Below are 16,480 nucleotides of genomic sequence, written 5' to 3'. Positions count from 1 at the left end.
GGCCATTCAGGTACTTTACCTTGGACGAACCGCCCTGGGTGGTTTCGAGCTTTAGCTCCTTCATCCCCGTATCAATCTCAACGAGCCTTCCGTCTATCCTGGTTATGTTCATGGCGTTTTTCAGGTATGCAAGATAAAATCCAAGTAGCGAACGGCTTTAGACTTTCTGGTAAAGCTGCTTAATGTTAAAGAAGGAAACTTGCAGAATATTATTATCACCATGTCGAATCATAACATTGAGTGCTCAAAATGCATTCTCTTATGTTACGATTTCGACTTACTAAGGCACTTGAAGACCTTTTTCCATGGTCTAGCGTAGAACTACGGGATTCTTTTTCATTGATACATCTAAGGGTCTTACAAGGTTCTCATGAATCTGATTTCTGGCATCCTGAATCAGCCTTCTGAATCCAGTAAAGCAAGAACCGAAATACTACTCGCGGCACGAATAGCTACCCTGTTAAACAGTAGGTTCTGCCTAGTATTGCGATCAGATTATACAACACGCTTTTGGTAGATAGAATTGATGGAAATTGAAGTTTCCGGCGACCAGATAAAGCTAAACAAGGAGCTGAATGATCTGGACAAACTCGTCATAGATTTCGTAAAGATTCTAGACAGAAATAAGGTGAATTACGTGCTGGTTTCGGGCTACGTTTCCATACTCTTTGGAAGAAGCAGGTCGTCGGAAGACATAGATATCATAGTTGAGAAGATTTCAGAAAAACAATTTTCAACTTTGTGGAGGGATATCTTGAAGAGCTTTGAGTGTATAATCACTGACAATCTTAAAGATGCCTATGAAAACTATCTCATGCAACGTTCTTCTGTGAGGTTCTCCAGAAAAGGAGAATTCATCCCCAATATGGAATTGATGTTTCCAAAGGCAGAAGACCTTGATAATTGGGTCTTGAATAATGGGAAGCAAGTTATTCTGAATGGAAAGGTCATTAAAATTTCTCCAATCGAGCTTCAGATACCCTACAAGCTATTTCTTGATAGTGAGAAGGATATAGAAGATGCCAGACATCTCTACAAGCTATTTAACGGTAAGATGGATCAGAAGTTGTTCAAACAATTCTTGGTAAAGCTTGATAAGAAAGGTAGGTTCAATAAGTATCTAATATGAAGCTGCCTGAAATAAACCTCAAAGAGCTTGAAAGGATCAAAGAAGAAAACTTCAGGGAGAGGCTGGAATTTCAGGACAGATATGTGATTTGGATGGAGAAGACAAACAATGTCAAGTGGAGTTCAGCTCAAAGAGCCATAGTAAACAGAAAATCAGCTTAGAACTGTGTCGAATCATAACATTACATGCTCAAATTCCATTTTCTTATGTTATGCTTTTTATAACATTAAGAGCACGAATTGGCTCCAAAGCAACTATTATCATCATCATCAATCCCAAATGAGATTACAGCCTTGAATGCAAATTGGATTGTGACTAGGATTGGTAATTGACACAAGATTGCCAGTCAAATTCCCTTCACCCCCCCATCTGTCAACTTCATATCCACTTCGCCCACGCCAATCATTCCACCCACTTCACACCCCCCTGGCAACTTGACCCACCCCCAAGCAGCATGGTAAATAACACATGACGTCTATACCATAGGCATGAGCGATTTCGCATTCCTCAGGTTCCTCACAAACGGCCTCTTAACGGAAGAAGAGCGCAACGACAAAGAGACTATCATCATGCTTACAGAAGAGGTGCTGCACGCGCAGGGGATGGAATGTGATGCTACGATTGCCAAGATATCTGAAAGCCAGCTAAAAGAGATACTGGAAAAGGTAAGGCAGCTCCGGAAGAAGAGGAAAGCGCAGCAGGCCGATTCAACAGAGATATTGCAGCAGCACTACGGATGAGGTGCAGCAAGATTGGATTTCAAGACCCGATGGCTCTGGATGATCCTGATAGCAATGGTGATCTTTAGCATTGCGCTGATCGTGCTGCGGGCAAATATACGCACGCTTGGCTTTCTCTTTGCAATCGGCGTGGCAGCCGCCACCCTCTGGCTGTATTTGGACACCCGGTATTTCTCGGGACCCAAGCAGGTCTTTTCCAAGGCGCAACCTTGTTCGTGCGCCGTATGCAAACATCAGGATACGGAAGCGTGCCTGCAAAAAAAGTGCGAGTGCTGCCTGGTCACAAAGGACGAAAAGGTGGTGGGGCACTCTAACAACCCCCTGCAATAGGCTCCTGCATCCGCTTTATGTCAGAACCTTGCCCAATAGCTCGCCAGCCTTTTTCAAAAGTTCCACGTGATCGTATGGCTTGACGATGGGCAATATCAGCACGCCCTGCCCGGACATCGGAAAAATAAAGGTGTCAAGAAGCTTGTGGTTGGTCAGGACATACCCAGTCTCCCCAAAGAGCCTGTCGCTTTCCCTTGTCATGCTGACAAGCATCTCGGCTCTGATGAACAGCTTTTCAAGGTCCGTAGGGTCAGGCACCGGGATTCCGGGCTTGACGAACCTCTCCTTTACCTCGCCCCGGGAAACAATGACTGCCGCCTGGATGTTGTGGTGCAGACCGACAAAAGCCCTGCAGAGTCCTTCCACCATACTTCCAGTATAACTTGACAGAAGAATAAAGCCTTGTCAGCGCAATCTAGTCGGACTCGAGCTCGCGGTAAATCCTGGTCATCATGAGCTTGGATGCGTCTTCGCCGAATATGTCGGCGAGTATGGCGTTGACTTGTTCCGTCGAACAAGCTGCGTTAGATGATAGCCTTATCCCGCGCCTTTCTAGGTCTTCAAAGACGCCCTGGAGAGCCGCGGGGCCGATTATCTCGAGGCCCCCTTCCATCGCCTTTTTTAGCCTATATCCAGGAATCAAGCCCATCATGTGCTTCTTTCTAGGCAAATCCCCTGTCCATACACAGGATATGGGTAGATTTAACCATATCTTCGAATATCTTCAGGTTCACTCGGTACGGCTAGCAAGAAACTACTTTTTGAAATCGACCGGCACCTTGTCAAACGCCTTGCGCAGGCCGCCAATGAAGCCCTTTTTCTTTTTCTGCCTCTCTTCGACTTGCTTGTAGCAGCTGGCGCACAGCGCGCGGAGGTTGACAGGCCTGTTATCTTTCTTGCTCCCGTTGACGTTCTCAAAGTGCGGTTCAACAGAAGGGCCGAACTTGACGGTGCATTTCTGGCAGCGGTTGTGCGCCCTTTCAAGCACTGTCTGCCTTATCGCCATCGTCAGGTTTTCGTACTTTTTCTTGTCAAAGTTCGCACCGCCTGGCGGTGGGCCAAAGAACGACATGGTCTACCTACTTTTCCGGAAGCTCAAACTTAATCCTTGCGCTAGAGAAGCCTTGCGCTCCTTGCCACCGCATACACATGCTCCTTCAAGTCGCGCTCATACAGCGAGCCCATCTTTTCACGCAAAACTGCCTTTGCCTGCTGTCTGTCTTCCTCGGTCGGCGATGTCAAAGCTGCTGCAAATATCTCGGGAAAGTTCTCTTTTACCCACCCATCTAGGACAAGATAACGGCTTTCATTTATCCAGATTACGCGCTCTTGTGCCTGGTCCACCTCGCCGTTGAACGGTGCGGTCTCGACCCTGTCGATGAGCATGAAAATGCAGTTGTTCGGGTCCGGGCTTGAAAGTACCTGCCTTGAACGATCGCCCGCGCTGCCTGCCCCGACACGCTTGATGAGCCCAGAAGGCCTTACCTGGGTGCCTGCGACGTGCATCTTGCTACCGTTTACTGCCTGTATCCTGCCGATCACTATCTTGTTGTATTCACCGTCTTTTTGCACGATAAAAACAAACTCACCGGGCTTGATCCCGCCTTTGCCAAACATCCCTGCAAAAGCTGCAGCTCGCAAATTATATATTATTTCCGTTTGTAAAGGCATTACGAACACGCTGTTGCAGACCTGTTACATTATTTGCAGGCAATCCGCATAAATGATCAAGAAATCATAGGAAAATCACACTAGTTGCAATTTAGTCTTAAATATAAGTTCGACATATGTAGAAATTGATGTAGCATGCCTGAACCCGCAATACTTCACTGGGAAAGAGTCATGCACAAGAATGTCCGGTCGGCCGACCGGGTCGACGTCGGAACCATCATTTCAGAAGACGGTGACATGTTCACCATCCTCAAGGGGGCAAGCAGAGAATACCGGCTGCCAAAGTCGGCAGTGGAAGGATTTAACGGCGCAGAAGTGTCGCTGAACGTTAGCTACAACGAACTGCAATCATACAAGATACAGTGACCATCCGCCCGCTCACCCGCCCGCCATTTTTTTGTTGATGCAAAGTTGGTCCGACAGGTCATAAGTTTTATAGAAAACCCTCCGCACGGGACAAAGTAATGATTACTTGCACTAACAATCGGTGCAGAATTACATTTATTAACACAGGCACCCAAGGTTAGGCGGGTAAGTAGGCAGGTAGATAGATAGGTTGCACAAGTTCGATGAGCTTGACATGAGGATCCTGTCCGAGCTCACACACGACGCAAGCATTTCGGTTCCACGCCTTTCCAAGAAACTCAACATCAACGCCTCTGTTCTTTACAGCAGGATAAAGCGCCTGTCAAAGCGCAGCCTAGTCAAGAAATTCACAGTCGTTGTGAACGAGAGCATGCTTGGGATAAACGTAAAGGCAACGGTTGGCATCAACCGTGACCCCAAGCTGAAAGAGCCAATACAAGGCGAGCTGTTAAGGATCCCGGAAGTGCGCTCAGTGTCAGAAGTCACGGGCAGGTTCGACATGATTGTTACAGTTCATGCCCATTCGCTCGAGGAGCTCCACAACGTAGTTATCGAGAACATCGGCAAGATAGAAGGCATCCAGAATACCGAGACCTTTGTGGAGATGCAGAGAACGGACAAGGAGCCCAACTACACGGCATAGAATAATTGGAACGGGAGCCGGGCTAGGTCCACAAGTTGCTTTGATTTTGAGGGATCTGCCACTGTTCTGCCAGTCAGGGTGTAGTGCACGAAAAACCTCTTGCCTATCTTCAGGCCGCCAGTAGTCGTTATCATGTTCCTGCCCTCGAGTTCCTTAAGGCATCGCGGGCGGCTTATCGTTGGAGTCGTACTCCTCCCGGTTGGTAGACCTTAGCGGCCTCGCTCAGCGCGTCAAGAATATCCCGGGCATACGACTGTGCGAGGATCTGGAGTACATGTACCGGGGGATAAAGAACGCCGACGCCGAGGGAGAATCTTCTTGCCGTTATCCTCGGGAAGCTCCGAGTGCGCCGCAGCCTCAGCTAGCCGCAAGCCCATGTTTTATATACCGCACAGGAGGCAACATATTCAACTTGTCCAAAGTGGAGCGCAAGATAGGCGAGATAATCCAGACCCTCAGGCTGGCCAAAAAGACCAGCAAGGAGGACTATACCCAGCACCTGCGCCTGGTCGGGCTCGGCCTTGCGGCAGTTGGAGGCGTGGCCTTTGTCGTCAAGCTCATCTCTGAGTTCATCACGCTCGGACTGACCGGCCAGACTGGCTGATGGTTCAAATACCCTTTCTGTTCAAGTCAAGGCATGGAACAAAACAAGGCAGTTGCCCACGTAAATTCAAAGACGTGGGAGTCTGAAGTACTAAAATCCGATCTACCTGTGTTCGTCGACTTTTGGGCCGAGTGGTGCGGGCCTTGCAGGATGGTCGGGCCTGCAGTCGAGCAGATAGGCAAGCTGATGCAAGGCAAGTTAAAGGTGGCCAAGGTCAACGTTGACGAGAACCAACAGATAGCGATGAAATACGGCATTCAGTCTATACCGTCGCTCTTGCTGTTCAAGGGTGGCAACGAGATAGGCCGGACTATAGGGGCGATGCCAAAAGAGTCGTACCTGAAGTTCATCGAAAGCACGCTTGCAAAAGCGTAAGCAAGCAAGCAAACCCTTCTCTTTTTTCACGAAAGCATTAATACGGCACGGAGAGCGATACAGCAACCAGATTGGGAAAGAAGGAACTAGCCGCGCTCTTTTCGTCCGACCCAGACAGGTATTACAAGGTCTCGCTATTTGACCGCCTCGGCTTCAAGCGCCAAAAGTGCAGCAAGTGCGGCAAGCACTTCTGGTCGCTTTCCCAGAGGCAGTCGTGTCCCGATCATGAAGATTACGGATTCATCGGCAACCCTCCCACCTCAAAGAGGCTCGACTACGTCGGCGCGTGGAAAGAAACCGAAAGGCATTTCTCTGAAAACGGCCACGAGATAGTCAGGCGCTACCCAGTAGTGAGCAGGTGGCGCGACGACCTGTACTTCACAATCGCATCGATTGTCGACTTTCAGCGCGTCGTTGGAAACCAGATAGTCTTCGAGCTGCCTGCAAACCCGCTACTAGTTCCACAGATGTGCCTGCGCTTTAACGACATCGAAAACGTCGGCCTGTCAGGAAGGCACTACACGGGTTTTTGCATGATAGGGCAGACGTGCAACGCCGACGCGCCGGGTGGCTACTGGAAAGACAAATGCATCGACCTTGACTACGGCATGCTGATAAATGGGCTTGGAATAAAGCCGGAGGAAATCACGTTCGTCGAAGACGTATGGATGGGAGCCGGCGCGTTCGGGTACTCACTTGAATATTTCGTGCGCGGCCTCGAGCTTGGCAATGCCGTCTTTACGGAATTTGAGGGCAACGAGGACAGCTATAGGATAATGCCAAACAAGATAATAGACATGGGCGCCGGCCTTGAGCGCTTTTCGTGGATAACAATGGGAACGCCCACGAGCTACGACTGCTGCTTCGGGCCAGTTGTGAACAAAATGCTAGAGGCGACCGGCACCGACGCGGCCCCGGAAATCCTGAGCAAATACTTTGGCGCGGTGTCGTCCAAGCTGGAGAACTTTGAAGGCGACGTAAAGTCGCTCAAGGGCATGGTCGCAAGGCAGATGGGCATGTCCTACGACGAGTTGGCCGGCGCGGTCGCGCCATATGAAGCCGTATATACAATAGCAGACCACGCCCGGACGCTACTCTTTGCAATATCGGACGGCGCGCTCCCGTCAAACGTGGGCGGCGGCTACAACCTGCGCGTGATTCTTCGCAGGGCGCTCTCGATAATGGAGAGGTTTGGCTGGAGCTTGAAACTGGAAGACATTGCGGACATGCACGTCGACTACCTGCGGCAGATGTACCCCGAGCTTGAGGAGCACCGACAGGACGTGCGCACCATATTGCAGCTAGAATCAGCGCGATACGTCGGATCCCGGGAGCGCATGAACGCGACGGCAGAGTCGCTCAAAGCAAAATCAGGCGGGCTCAAGGTTGATGACCTGCTAAGGCTGTACGAGTCAGATGGCATAACTCCGGACTTTCTGGTGGAGCAGGGAGTCATTGCCGGCGTGCCTTCGACGTTTTACACGAAACTTGCAGAACTACATGCAAGCGTCTCCGGCGGTGCGCAGTCGGCAAAGCCTATTCCAGGCCTTGATGGCCTCCCTGCAACTCGGCTTTTGTACTATGAGGACGACTCTATACGCGAGTTCGAAGCCAAGGTGCTAAGGGCTGCCGGCAAGTACGTCGTACTGGACCAGACAGCGTTCTACCCCCGGGGCGGCGGGCAGGAGCCGGACACGGGCGATATTTCAGGCGCCAAGGTAGTCGAGGTTACAAAGCAGGGGGACCTCGTCGTGCACAGGATAGAAGGCAGCCTGGCAGACAGGCAGGTGGTCAAGGGCACCGTAAACGGCAGGCGGCGCGACCTCGTGACAAAGCACCACACGGCGACGCATGTGCTCAACTCTGCTTCGAGGAACAACCTGGGCTCGTGGGTGTGGCAGAACTCGGCGTTCAAGGAAGAAAGCTACGGCAGGCTCGACATTACACATCATTCTGCACTGACCAAAGAAGAGGCGCAGCGGATAGAGCAGACTGCAAACGAAGTCATCCGCAGGAACCTGCCGGTCAACATCAACTTTTTCGACCGGGGGGAAGCTGAGCAAAAGTACAGCTTTCGCATTTATCAGGGAGGCGTCGTCCCTACAAACAACGTGCGCATCGTCAACATAGATGGATGGGACATCGAGGCGTGCGGCGGAACCCACGTCAAGAGGACCGGCGACATCGGCATGGTAAAAATAGTAAGGTCAGAGCGCGTGCAGGATGGAGTGGTGAGGATGGAATTTGTCGCCGGCGAGGCCGCGGTCAACTACATGCAGAACCAAGACGCTCAGCTCGGCGCTATTGCGCAGGCTCTTGGCTCAAGCAAGGAGAAGGTCGTCGAATCGTTTGCCAAGGCGATGGAAGACTCGGAGGATGCCAAGAGAAAGGCCAAAACCATGCTGCGAGTCGTCGGGCCGGCGATGGCGAAAATGGCCGTCGAGCAGGCCAAGCGCCTGAAACATGCGAAGCTTTACAGCACCTTTGACGAGGAACTCGACGAGGATTACCACATCGCGATAGGCGAAAAGGCGATTGAAATAGAACCGGAGCTGGTCTACGTCGCGCTGCTGGCCAAGGGCTCGGGCGTGAGGGTCATAGTGTTTGCCGGCGAAAAAGCCCGCAAGAAGGTCAAGGCCGGAGCTGTCGCAAAGCAGGTGTCAGACAAGCTGGGAGGCTCTGGCGGCGGCAACGACCGGTTCGGGCAGGGCGGCGGCAAGTCAAAAGAGAAGGTAAAGGACGCGTTGGTTGTGGCCGAAGAGACGGCAAGGGCAGGTTAGCATCATGAGCGTGGACTGGCGGGAAATAGAGGAGAAGTGGGTCAAGAGGTGGGAGCAGCAGAAGACATTTGAGGCCGACCCGGACCCCTCAAGAAAAAAATACTTTGTCACAGTCGCCTATCCTTACCCAAACTCGCCGCAGCACATCGGCCACGGCCGGACGTATACGCTGGCAGACGCGCACGCCCGGTATATGCGCATGAAAGGTTACAACGTGCTCTTCACTATGGGCTTCCACTACACTGGAACGCCCATCTTGGGCATGTCGCGCAGGGTAGCAGCTGGCGACCAGGACCTAATTGACACCTTTCACAACGTCTACAAGCTGACAGACGACGTCATCTCGACGTTCGTGGAGCCCATCAAGATAGCAAGCTACTTCCACAGCGAGATCAAGCAGGGAATGAAGGAGATGGGCTACTCGATGGACTGGCGCCGCGAATTCACGACTATAGACAGGATGTACTCCAAGTTCATCGTCTGGCAGTTCAACACGCTGAAGAAAAAAGGGCTGATAGTGCAGGGATCGCACCCGGTGGGCTGGTGCCCCCGTGACCAGAACCCCGTGAGCCAACACGACACGATGGGCGACGTCGAGCCTGATTTCACGGAATACGTGCTGGTAAAGTTCCGCCGCGGCAATGTCGTGATACCGTCGGCGACGCTCAGGCCAGAAACTATATTTGGCGTCACCAACATGTGGGTCAACCCAGATGCCGAGTACGTCGAGGTGTCAGTTGACGGCGAAAAATGGCTAGTGAGCAAAGAGGCCGCGCGCAAGCTAGAGTTCCTCAACCGCGCCGTCAAAGTAGAAAAAACAATCAAGGGCAGCGAGATGGTGGGCTGGGAGATAACAAACCCCCTTAACAATGCGCCGATTGTTGTCTATCCTGCCTCGTTCGTGGAGGCTGACAGCGGCACCGGCGTGGTGATGTCCGTGCCGGCGCACGCGCCATATGACTATCAGGCGCTTGCAGATCTGAAAAACAACAAGGCGTTGCAGCAAAAGTTTGGAATAGCAGTCTCTGTAGAGCCTATAGTGATAATCGAGTCAGAAGGATATTCTTCCGTGCCGGCTGCTCAGGCAATAGAAAAAGCGGTGCCGGGGCCAAAAGAGGACAAATTAGAAAAGGCCACAAGCGATCTTTACTCGCACGAGTTCTACAAGGGCAAAATGCTCGCAAAGGCAGGAAAATACGCAGGCAGGCCGGTGGCAGAGATCAAGAACGAGGTAAAAGAGGAAATGTCGAGAGCGGGAATGACCTCTGTGATGTACGAGCTCAACAATCCCGTGAGGTGCAGGTGCGGGGCCGAGTGCGTAGTGAAACTGCTGAGCAACCAATGGTTTTTGAACTATGGCGACAAGGGGTGGAAGGCGCTTGCCCACGAGTGCATCCAAAAGATGGACGTCGTGCCGCAGGACATCAGGCAGGAATTCGACTACGTCATAGACTGGTTGCGGGAGAGGGCATGCGCGCGTAAATCAGGACTTGGCACAAAACTGCCATGGGACCAAGAGTGGATAATCGAGAGCCTGTCGGATTCAGTAATCTACATGGCATACTACACCATTGCCAAGTTTGTTAACGCCGGCGCGATACCTGACATAGATAGCATTGGCGACTCTTTCTTTGACTATGTGCTCTTGGGGCAGGGTGACGCAGAAAAAGTGGCACGGGAATGCAAAATTCAAAAACAGACAGTCGAGCAGGTACGCAACGAATTTTCGTACTTTTATCCCGTAGACTCGCGCCACTCTGGCCGCGACTTGGTGCCGAACCACCTCTCGTTTTTTATATTCAACCATGTCGCCATCTTTGGGCGGGAGATGTGGCCCCGGCAGGTAGTTGTAAACGGCTCGGTGTTGATGGAGGGCAAGAAGATGAGCAAGTCTCTTGGCAACATCATACCGCTTCGTGCGGCCATAAGCGAGCACGGCGCGGACACGATAAGGCTTGCGATACTGGTGTCGGCTGAAATCCTGCAGGATGCCGACTTTTCCTTTGACACCGTACGTGGCATAAGGTCCAAGCTCTTTGGCATGTTTGACATGGCCGAGCGCGTGAAGGATGTCCCGACAGTTGCGCCTGAGGAGGTTGAAGATAAGTGGCTTGCAAGCAGGCTTGCGCGCGCGTCAAGCGTGACTGCAGAATCGATGGACAGGCTGCGCGTGAGAGAATCAATCCACCACATCCTTTACTTGCTTGAGCAGGACCTGCAGTGGTACGAAAAGCGCGTCTCTGCAAAAGGCAGACAAGATTCGCCTGTTGTGCTGTCCGCGCTCGCCGGCTACCTGAAAACGCAAGTGAGGATGCTTGCGCCCTTTGCACCGTTCACGGCGGAGGAATTATGGGAGCGCCTTGGCAATAAACATACCATAGCACAGGCAGGGTGGCCAGAAAGCAGCACTGTTGACATGGGGGCAGAAGAATCGGAATTCTTATTGCAGAGCCTGCTTGCAGACATCCAGAGCATAGTCAAGGTCACGAAAATGGAGTCCAAGAAAATAGTCATTTACACGAGGGCTGTATGGAAAGAGCCGGCGTACAGGATGATACTGTCGAACGTCTTGCAGGGAAAAACGAACTTTGGCGAGAACATGAAGCAACTCATCGCAAACCCTGAGACGGCCAAGGTCAAGACCGACCCGAATCTTGTGAAAAAGATGCAGGACGACATTCTCTCTGCGCCTGTCGAGGCAAGAGAGCGAAGGCTGAAACTGGGACAGTTCGACGAAGCAGCGGCAATCAGCGACGGCGCGAGCCTGATAGCAAAAGAGTTTGCCGGCGCAGAAGTAATCGTGAACGCGGAGGACGACCCTGCCAGGTACGACCCGAAGGGCAAGGCCAAATTCGCAAGGCCGTTCAAGCCCGCGGTCTACCTGGAGTAGTCAGCGCGCCTGCCTTTTTGCGATCATCGACGCGGCCATGTACAGCACGAATCCTCCGGCTACCATTGCAAGGCCGTAAAGGGACATAACGCCTCTGTCCATGTACGTCCCGATGCCGACTATCAGGCCGCCGACTACCAGCAGTCCGACACCTGCCCGGGCGGCGCCGGGCATCCTCATCTTGGGCTTTGACAACGCCATAGTTGCAAAAACCCGTTAGATATTTCATTTGGTCGTACTGCCAATCTTTTTATTGCTTCTACGCTCCCTTTCAGCCAGATGAAGATAGCCGTCGCCGGCATAGGCGTTGCAGGCGCTTACCTCATGAACCAGCTTTCAGCCATGCGCGACGTGCAGGTGACAGGCTTTGAGCGGATGCCGGAAGAGCAGCATGACGCCGTCTGCGCCTGGGCGACCTGCGAAAACGTCATGACCAGCCTTGCGAAGAACTGTGGACTCAACTTTGAAGATTATATATTGCACGATGGCCGGCACATGAGAGTCGACCTTGGCAAGGAATGCGTCGACTTGAAGCTGAAGGGCATGGTCAGCTATGACAAGCTGAGACTTATCCAGGACATGATAAGGGGTACGGACATCAAGTTCGGCAGGGCGCCCCGGAAAGATGAACTTGAGCCGGACTTTGACCTGATAATCGACGCGACCGGGTTTCACAGGAATTATCTGCCACGTTTGCAGAACGAGATGTGGATACCCTGTGTCCAGTACAAGGTCCGCTACGAGCAGGGCAAGGAACCGTTTGACGACTTTTACCTGAAGGCGTTTCCGGCGATGACCGGCTATTTCTGGTACTTCCCGCTTGACAACGGCTACGCCCACGTCGGAGCCGGCGACTTTGCCAAAGGCCACAACCAGTTCGTCGACGACTTTCTGCGCAAACACGACTGCGAGGTGTTAAAAAAGGTGGGAAGGCCGGTGCGATTGAGCCCGCCGGCACGCTGCGAGCCTTTCACCGACGGGCGCAAGTGCGTCGGAGTCGGCGAGTCGATAGGCACGGTGTTTGCGCTCCTGGGCGAGGGCATAATCCCGGCGACCTGGTGCGCCGACCTGTTTGTCAAGAACATGCACGACCTGCAAGCCTACCGCGACGCGGTGCTTGAAAAATTCAAGGTGTACTCGCTTGTATTCAAGTTTGTGCAGCTGAAAATACAGGGCAAGTTCAGCATGCTCCGCCACGCGGCTGACATGATAAGGATATACAACCACATGAAGGGCGAGGAGGAGCGCTTTGGCATGGGAGTCAGGATGGCCGACATGCTCAAGGTCTCAAAGATCTAAAACTTTAAAAATCGAGCAGAGCCAGTCAGTCTGATGCATACGGATCCTTCCGGCCACACGCATAACCATGATCATCCTCATACCCATGATCACGATCATCCACACGACCATTCACATGACCAAGCAATGGAGCAGGCCCTTAACGAGATGGCGCAGCAGTCGCGGATGCTGGAGGCCTACATGAACGACATTATCTCTAGGCAGTCGGCGATAGGCCGGCTTTACGAAGAGGCACGCATTGCGTCGAGCACGCTTCAGGGCATAAGTGTTGACGCTGAGGTCGAGACGCTGATGCCGGTCGGAAGCGGCATCTACGTGAAGACAAACGTCCCGCCGATGAAAAAGGTGATTGTTAGCTTGGGCTCGGGCGTGACGGTGGAAAAGAGCAAGGAGGACGCGCTGAACTTTGTGGAGGCGCGCATAAAGGAGTACGGTGTTGCCATGAGGCAGCTGGAAGCGCAGAGACAGGAGATAGCGATGCGCATGGAGCAGCTCCAGCAGCAGCTCAACACCATGCTGAGGCAGTCCCAGAAAGGCTGACTTGCGATAATGTTTGACAAGCTAAAGAACGCCTTTTCAAGCGCCGCCAGGAGCATAGGGCAGAAAGAGATAACCGAGCGCGTCCTGGACGACACGCTCATGGAACTGCAGATAGCGCTACTTGAAAGCGACGTGGCACAGGAAGTAGTCGACGATTTATCGAACGAATTGAAAAAAGAACTGCTGGGGCTAGAGCTGGAAAAGGGACAGAAAGCAAGCTCAATTATCGAGGCCAAGCTGCAAGAATCAATCGCCGGCATCTTTGCCCGCGCAGGTCAGCTCGACCTGGTGGACAAGATAAAGGCAAAGAAGGATGCCAAGCAGGGCCCATTCTCGATAGTTTTTCTGGGCATAAACGGCACGGGCAAGACCACGAGCGTGGCAAAGGTAGCCAACCTGCTGCGCAAGAGCGGGCTTTCCGTGGTGGTAGCAGCGGGGGACACGCACAGGGCCGGCGCCATTGAGCAGCTGACGCAGCATGCGCAGCGGCTGTCATTAAAGGTCATAGCGCAAAGGTACGGTGCAGATCCATCGGCTGTAGGCCGCGACGCGCTGGACTATGCCAAAAAGCACTACATCGACGCAGTGTTGATAGACACGGCCGGCAGGATGCAGACTTCGAAGAACCTGATGGATGAGATGGGCAAGATAGTGCGCGTTGTAAAGCCGGACGCAAAACTGTTCGTGGGCGACTCGCTTGCGGGAAACGACACGATAAACCAGGCCCGCGAGTTTTTCCAGTACACCAACTTTGACGGTGCCATACTGACGAAGATAGACGCGGACGCAAAGGGCGGAGCCGCCATCTCAATATCACACCTGACTGCCAAACCTGTCGTCTACGTTGGCATCGGGCAGGGCTACGACGATATGATACCTTTTGACCCTGACAAGTTCATCCAGTCGCTCTTTGGAAGCACGGCAGCAAGCGTGCAAGACCTGATGTCCATGCAGCCGCCCCCGGGGCCAAAAGCGGAGCAGGAACCAAAAGCGGAGCAGGAAGAGTTGCCCAATGTTTCCACGCCGCCTCTTGCTCCACACGCCGACGAGCAGCAGGCCAAGCGGGAGCCAAAAGAGCCCGAGTATTCCCCTCCGCCTGCCCCTGTAGAGGCGCCCAAGCCTCCGCAGCCGCCGCCTGCGACTGAACCTGTCAAGGCAGAGCCTGAAGAAAAGAAGGGCCGCTTTGGCCTTTTTGGCCGCAAGCGCGAGGAGGATGACAAGAGCAAAGAGGAGGACAAAAAGTGGGAAGAAAAACAGAAAAAGGAAGAGGAGAAGCGCAAGAAGAAAGAGGAGGACGAACACCGCAAGCGCGAGGAAGAGGAGCGCAAGCGCCGCGAAAAAGAGGGGAAGAAAAAGCGCAAAGATGATAAGGACAAGAAAGAAGATGAGGTCGTATACCTGACAGATGAAGACATCGAAGACCTCCTCAAGTAAGCGGGACCTCCTCAGCATACAGGACCTTTCATCCCTTGACATCGATAGGATACTGGGCCTTGCGTCCAAGCTAAAAAAGGAGCACAAGGCAGGCAGGGACCGGCAGCTCTTACGAGGCAAAACTCTTGGTATGATATTCCAAAAGCCCTCTACACGCACGCGCGTCAGCTTTGAAGTAGGGATGTATCAGATGGGGGGCACCGCCGTCTACCTGAGTGCCTCCGAGATACAGCTTGCCCGCGGCGAGACCATAGAGGACACGGCAAAGACCCTGTCGGGGTATCTTGACTGTATCATGGCCCGCGTCTACGACCATACAGACGTGCAAAAGCTGGCCACATATGCTAAAATACCTGTGATAAACGGGCTCTCAGACGCGTTCCACCCGTGCCAAATACTGGCAGACCTGCTAACGATGAAGGAACACAAGAAAAAACTGAAAGGGCTTAAACTTGCTTGGCTGGGCGACGGCGACAACGTATGCAACGACCTCATGCTCGGGTGCGCCAAGACCGGCATCAGCATGGCGGCAGCGTGCCCAAAAGGTTACGAACCGACTGAGGAAATTACCCGGCTTGCTAGGTCGGAAGGGGCAAAAACAGGGGCGCAAATAACTATGGGTGACGATCCCGCCGCGGCAGCAAAGGATGCGGACGTGATAGCCACGGACACGTTCATATCAATAGGCAAGGAAGGCGAGTGGGCGACGCGCGAGTCTGTCTTTATCCCCAAGTACCAGGTAAACTCTGAGATAATGAAGCTCGCCAAAAAGGACGCGATATTCATGCACTGCCTCCCGGCAAAACGAGGGCAGGAAGTCACAGCCGACGTGATCGATGGGCCGCAGTCCGTGGTCTGGGACGAAGCTGAAAATCGTTTACACGCGCAAAAGGCAGTGCTGTGCTTTCTCATGAAGACTGCCTAGACTGTTCCTTTTTCCTGCGCCTGAGATACCATACGACGCCGCCAAGCGCTATTGCCGCCAATATTGCCGCGCCGACGGTGGTAAACGCCGTTGACAACTGGTCTGCAACCTGGCTCCATGCTTTCCCCAGGTAAAACCCGACAAGCGTGAGCGTAATCGACCAGACAAGCGAGCCGGCAAACGTGTAGCCAACAAACTTGGGGATACCCATGCCACAGATGCCGGCCGGTATGGAGATGAGCTCCCGGATTCCCGGAATCATCCTTGCAGTAAACACCGCAACGGGACCGTACCTGGCAAACCACTTTTCCGCCTTCAGGAGCTCCTGCTCGCCCACCCTGACGTTCCGGCCATAGCGAAGTATGGCAGCGCGGCCTAGTACCTTTGCAAGGTAGTAGATGACAATCGCCCCTGCAGTTGAACCGAGCGCGCCGACCGTCGCCATGCCGATAGCGTTCTCGAGACCAAGACCCTTGCTCTGCGCGGTAAAGCCGACGAGCGGAAACACCACCTCGCTTGGTATCGGAGGAAATATGACTTCCAAGAACGCGGCCGCAAAGACCGCAGGGTAGCCATACTGGGCAATAAGCGAAGTGAGTGTGTCAAGCACATCGCTCAGATACCCTGCGCTTGCAAGTGCCACTAGCAAAAACCACGCCGGCTGCATGCCATATCGTAAGGCGCTTGGGATATAATATGTTCGCCAGACTCCCTCCCCCTGGAGTGCCTTTCACCTTAATTCTGCTGCCGGCCG

Annotated in this window: 21 protein-coding genes; 14 read left to right on the top strand and 7 right to left on the bottom strand. The window is 53.0% G+C overall.

Going from position 1 to position 16,480, the window contains the following annotated elements; translation table 11 throughout:
* Nucleotides 1-526 precede the first annotated feature (526 nt).
* The 4 genes from VGA14_RS01250 to VGA14_RS01235 all read left to right on the top strand — a co-directional run bounded on the left by VGA14_RS01250 (nt 527) and on the right by VGA14_RS01235 (nt 2,199).
* Nucleotides 527-1,129: a hypothetical protein gene (locus tag VGA14_RS01250; RefSeq protein WP_331001923.1), complete on the top strand. Its 603-nt coding sequence runs from the start codon at nt 527-529 to the stop codon at nt 1,127-1,129.
* On the top strand, nt 1,126-1,290 hold the full coding sequence (locus tag VGA14_RS01245) for a hypothetical protein (protein ID WP_331001922.1): 165 nt from the start codon (nt 1,126-1,128) through the stop codon (nt 1,288-1,290). Before VGA14_RS01250 ends, VGA14_RS01245 begins: the two co-directional genes overlap by 4 nt.
* A 327-nt stretch (nt 1,291-1,617) precedes the next feature.
* Nucleotides 1,618-1,869, top strand: a complete 252-nt coding sequence (locus VGA14_RS01240) for a hypothetical protein (RefSeq protein WP_331001921.1) — start codon at nt 1,618-1,620, stop codon at nt 1,867-1,869.
* 12 nt (nt 1,870-1,881) lie between these two features.
* On the top strand, nt 1,882-2,199 hold the full coding sequence (locus VGA14_RS01235) for a hypothetical protein (RefSeq protein ID WP_331001920.1): 318 nt from the start codon (nt 1,882-1,884) through the stop codon (nt 2,197-2,199).
* 15 nt (nt 2,200-2,214) lie between these two features.
* Here the strand turns inward: VGA14_RS01235 and VGA14_RS01230 are convergent, their stop codons facing one another.
* From VGA14_RS01230 to VGA14_RS01215, 4 genes are all read right to left on the bottom strand, one after another.
* Nucleotides 2,215-2,568 carry a hypothetical protein gene (locus tag VGA14_RS01230; RefSeq protein WP_331001919.1) on the bottom strand — a complete coding sequence of 118 codons (354 nt, stop codon included), beginning with the start codon at nt 2,566-2,568 and terminating at the stop codon, nt 2,215-2,217.
* 46 nt (nt 2,569-2,614) lie between these two features.
* Entirely contained in the window at nt 2,615-2,869 is a 255-nt protein-coding gene (locus tag VGA14_RS01225) for a hypothetical protein (protein WP_331001918.1), read from the bottom strand.
* 84 nt (nt 2,870-2,953) lie between these two features.
* Nucleotides 2,954-3,271, bottom strand: coding sequence for a hypothetical protein (locus tag VGA14_RS01220; RefSeq protein WP_331001917.1), 318 nt, complete (start codon nt 3,269-3,271; stop codon nt 2,954-2,956).
* 41 nt (nt 3,272-3,312) lie between these two features.
* Entirely contained in the window at nt 3,313-3,816 is a 504-nt protein-coding gene (locus tag VGA14_RS01215; protein ID WP_331001916.1) for a hypothetical protein, read from the bottom strand.
* Between the two features lie 189 nt (nt 3,817-4,005).
* On the opposite strand from VGA14_RS01215, the gene VGA14_RS01210 reads away from it, so the two are divergent.
* Nucleotides 4,006-4,236, top strand: a complete 231-nt coding sequence (locus VGA14_RS01210; RefSeq protein WP_331001915.1) for a hypothetical protein — start codon at nt 4,006-4,008, stop codon at nt 4,234-4,236.
* Between the two features lie 214 nt (nt 4,237-4,450).
* Nucleotides 4,451-4,879 (top strand): Lrp/AsnC family transcriptional regulator, encoded by a 429-nt coding sequence (locus VGA14_RS01205; protein ID WP_349257121.1) that lies wholly within the window; start codon nt 4,451-4,453, stop codon nt 4,877-4,879.
* Here VGA14_RS01205 and VGA14_RS01200 read toward each other — a convergent pair.
* The gene (locus tag VGA14_RS01200; RefSeq protein ID WP_331001913.1) at nt 4,867-5,013 is read right to left on the bottom strand and encodes a hypothetical protein; all 147 of its coding nucleotides are present in this window, start codon (nt 5,011-5,013) and stop codon (nt 4,867-4,869) included. The two genes, VGA14_RS01205 and VGA14_RS01200, sit on opposite strands and share 13 nt — an antisense overlap.
* A 44-nt stretch (nt 5,014-5,057) precedes the next feature.
* On the opposite strand from VGA14_RS01200, the gene VGA14_RS01195 reads away from it, so the two are divergent.
* From VGA14_RS01195 to leuS, 4 genes are all read left to right on the top strand, one after another.
* Nucleotides 5,058-5,483 (top strand): SecE/sec61-gamma family protein translocase subunit, encoded by a 426-nt coding sequence (locus VGA14_RS01195; protein ID WP_331001912.1) that lies wholly within the window; start codon nt 5,058-5,060, stop codon nt 5,481-5,483.
* Between the two features lie 33 nt (nt 5,484-5,516).
* Nucleotides 5,517-5,858, top strand: a complete 342-nt coding sequence (trxA, locus tag VGA14_RS01190; protein ID WP_331001911.1) for a thioredoxin — start codon at nt 5,517-5,519, stop codon at nt 5,856-5,858.
* Between the two features lie 71 nt (nt 5,859-5,929).
* Nucleotides 5,930-8,638, top strand: a complete 2,709-nt coding sequence (gene alaS / locus VGA14_RS01185; protein WP_331001910.1) for an alanine--tRNA ligase — start codon at nt 5,930-5,932, stop codon at nt 8,636-8,638.
* Nucleotides 8,639-8,642: 4 nt separating this feature from the next.
* Nucleotides 8,643-11,528 carry a leucine--tRNA ligase gene (gene leuS / locus VGA14_RS01180; protein WP_331001909.1) on the top strand — a complete coding sequence of 962 codons (2,886 nt, stop codon included), beginning with the start codon at nt 8,643-8,645 and terminating at the stop codon, nt 11,526-11,528.
* On the opposite strand, the gene VGA14_RS01175 is transcribed toward leuS, so the two are convergent.
* Nucleotides 11,529-11,723: a hypothetical protein gene (locus VGA14_RS01175; protein WP_331001908.1), complete on the bottom strand. Its 195-nt coding sequence runs from the start codon at nt 11,721-11,723 to the stop codon at nt 11,529-11,531. It abuts the gene before it with no gap.
* A gap of 84 nt (nt 11,724-11,807) precedes the next feature.
* Here VGA14_RS01175 and VGA14_RS01170 point away from each other — a divergent pair, with 84 nt between their 5' ends.
* From VGA14_RS01170 to argF, 4 genes are read left to right on the top strand one after another with little or no spacing between them, the layout of a single operon-like run.
* On the top strand, nt 11,808-12,827 hold the full coding sequence (locus tag VGA14_RS01170; RefSeq protein WP_331001907.1) for an NAD(P)/FAD-dependent oxidoreductase: 1,020 nt from the start codon (nt 11,808-11,810) through the stop codon (nt 12,825-12,827).
* 33 nt (nt 12,828-12,860) lie between these two features.
* The gene (gene pfdA / locus VGA14_RS01165; protein ID WP_331001906.1) at nt 12,861-13,367 is read left to right on the top strand and encodes a prefoldin subunit alpha; all 507 of its coding nucleotides are present in this window, start codon (nt 12,861-12,863) and stop codon (nt 13,365-13,367) included.
* A 9-nt stretch (nt 13,368-13,376) separates the two neighbouring features.
* Nucleotides 13,377-14,801 (top strand): signal recognition particle-docking protein FtsY, encoded by a 1,425-nt coding sequence (gene ftsY / locus VGA14_RS01160; protein ID WP_331001905.1) that lies wholly within the window; start codon nt 13,377-13,379, stop codon nt 14,799-14,801.
* Entirely contained in the window at nt 14,773-15,726 is a 954-nt protein-coding gene (argF, locus tag VGA14_RS01155; protein ID WP_331001904.1) for an ornithine carbamoyltransferase, read from the top strand. Before ftsY ends, argF begins: the two co-directional genes overlap by 29 nt.
* On the opposite strand, the gene VGA14_RS01150 is transcribed toward argF, so the two are convergent.
* Entirely contained in the window at nt 15,710-16,393 is a 684-nt protein-coding gene (locus VGA14_RS01150) for a DedA family protein (protein WP_331001903.1), read from the bottom strand. The genes argF and VGA14_RS01150 overlap by 17 nt on opposite strands.
* Nucleotides 16,394-16,480: the final 87 nt, after the last annotated feature.

Origin of the sequence: Nitrososphaera sp., assembly GCF_036397675.1 — an archaeon.
Taxonomy (GTDB): Archaea; Thermoproteota; Nitrososphaeria; order Nitrososphaerales; family Nitrososphaeraceae; genus Nitrososphaera.
This window is presented reverse-complemented; position numbering and strand designations above follow the sequence as displayed.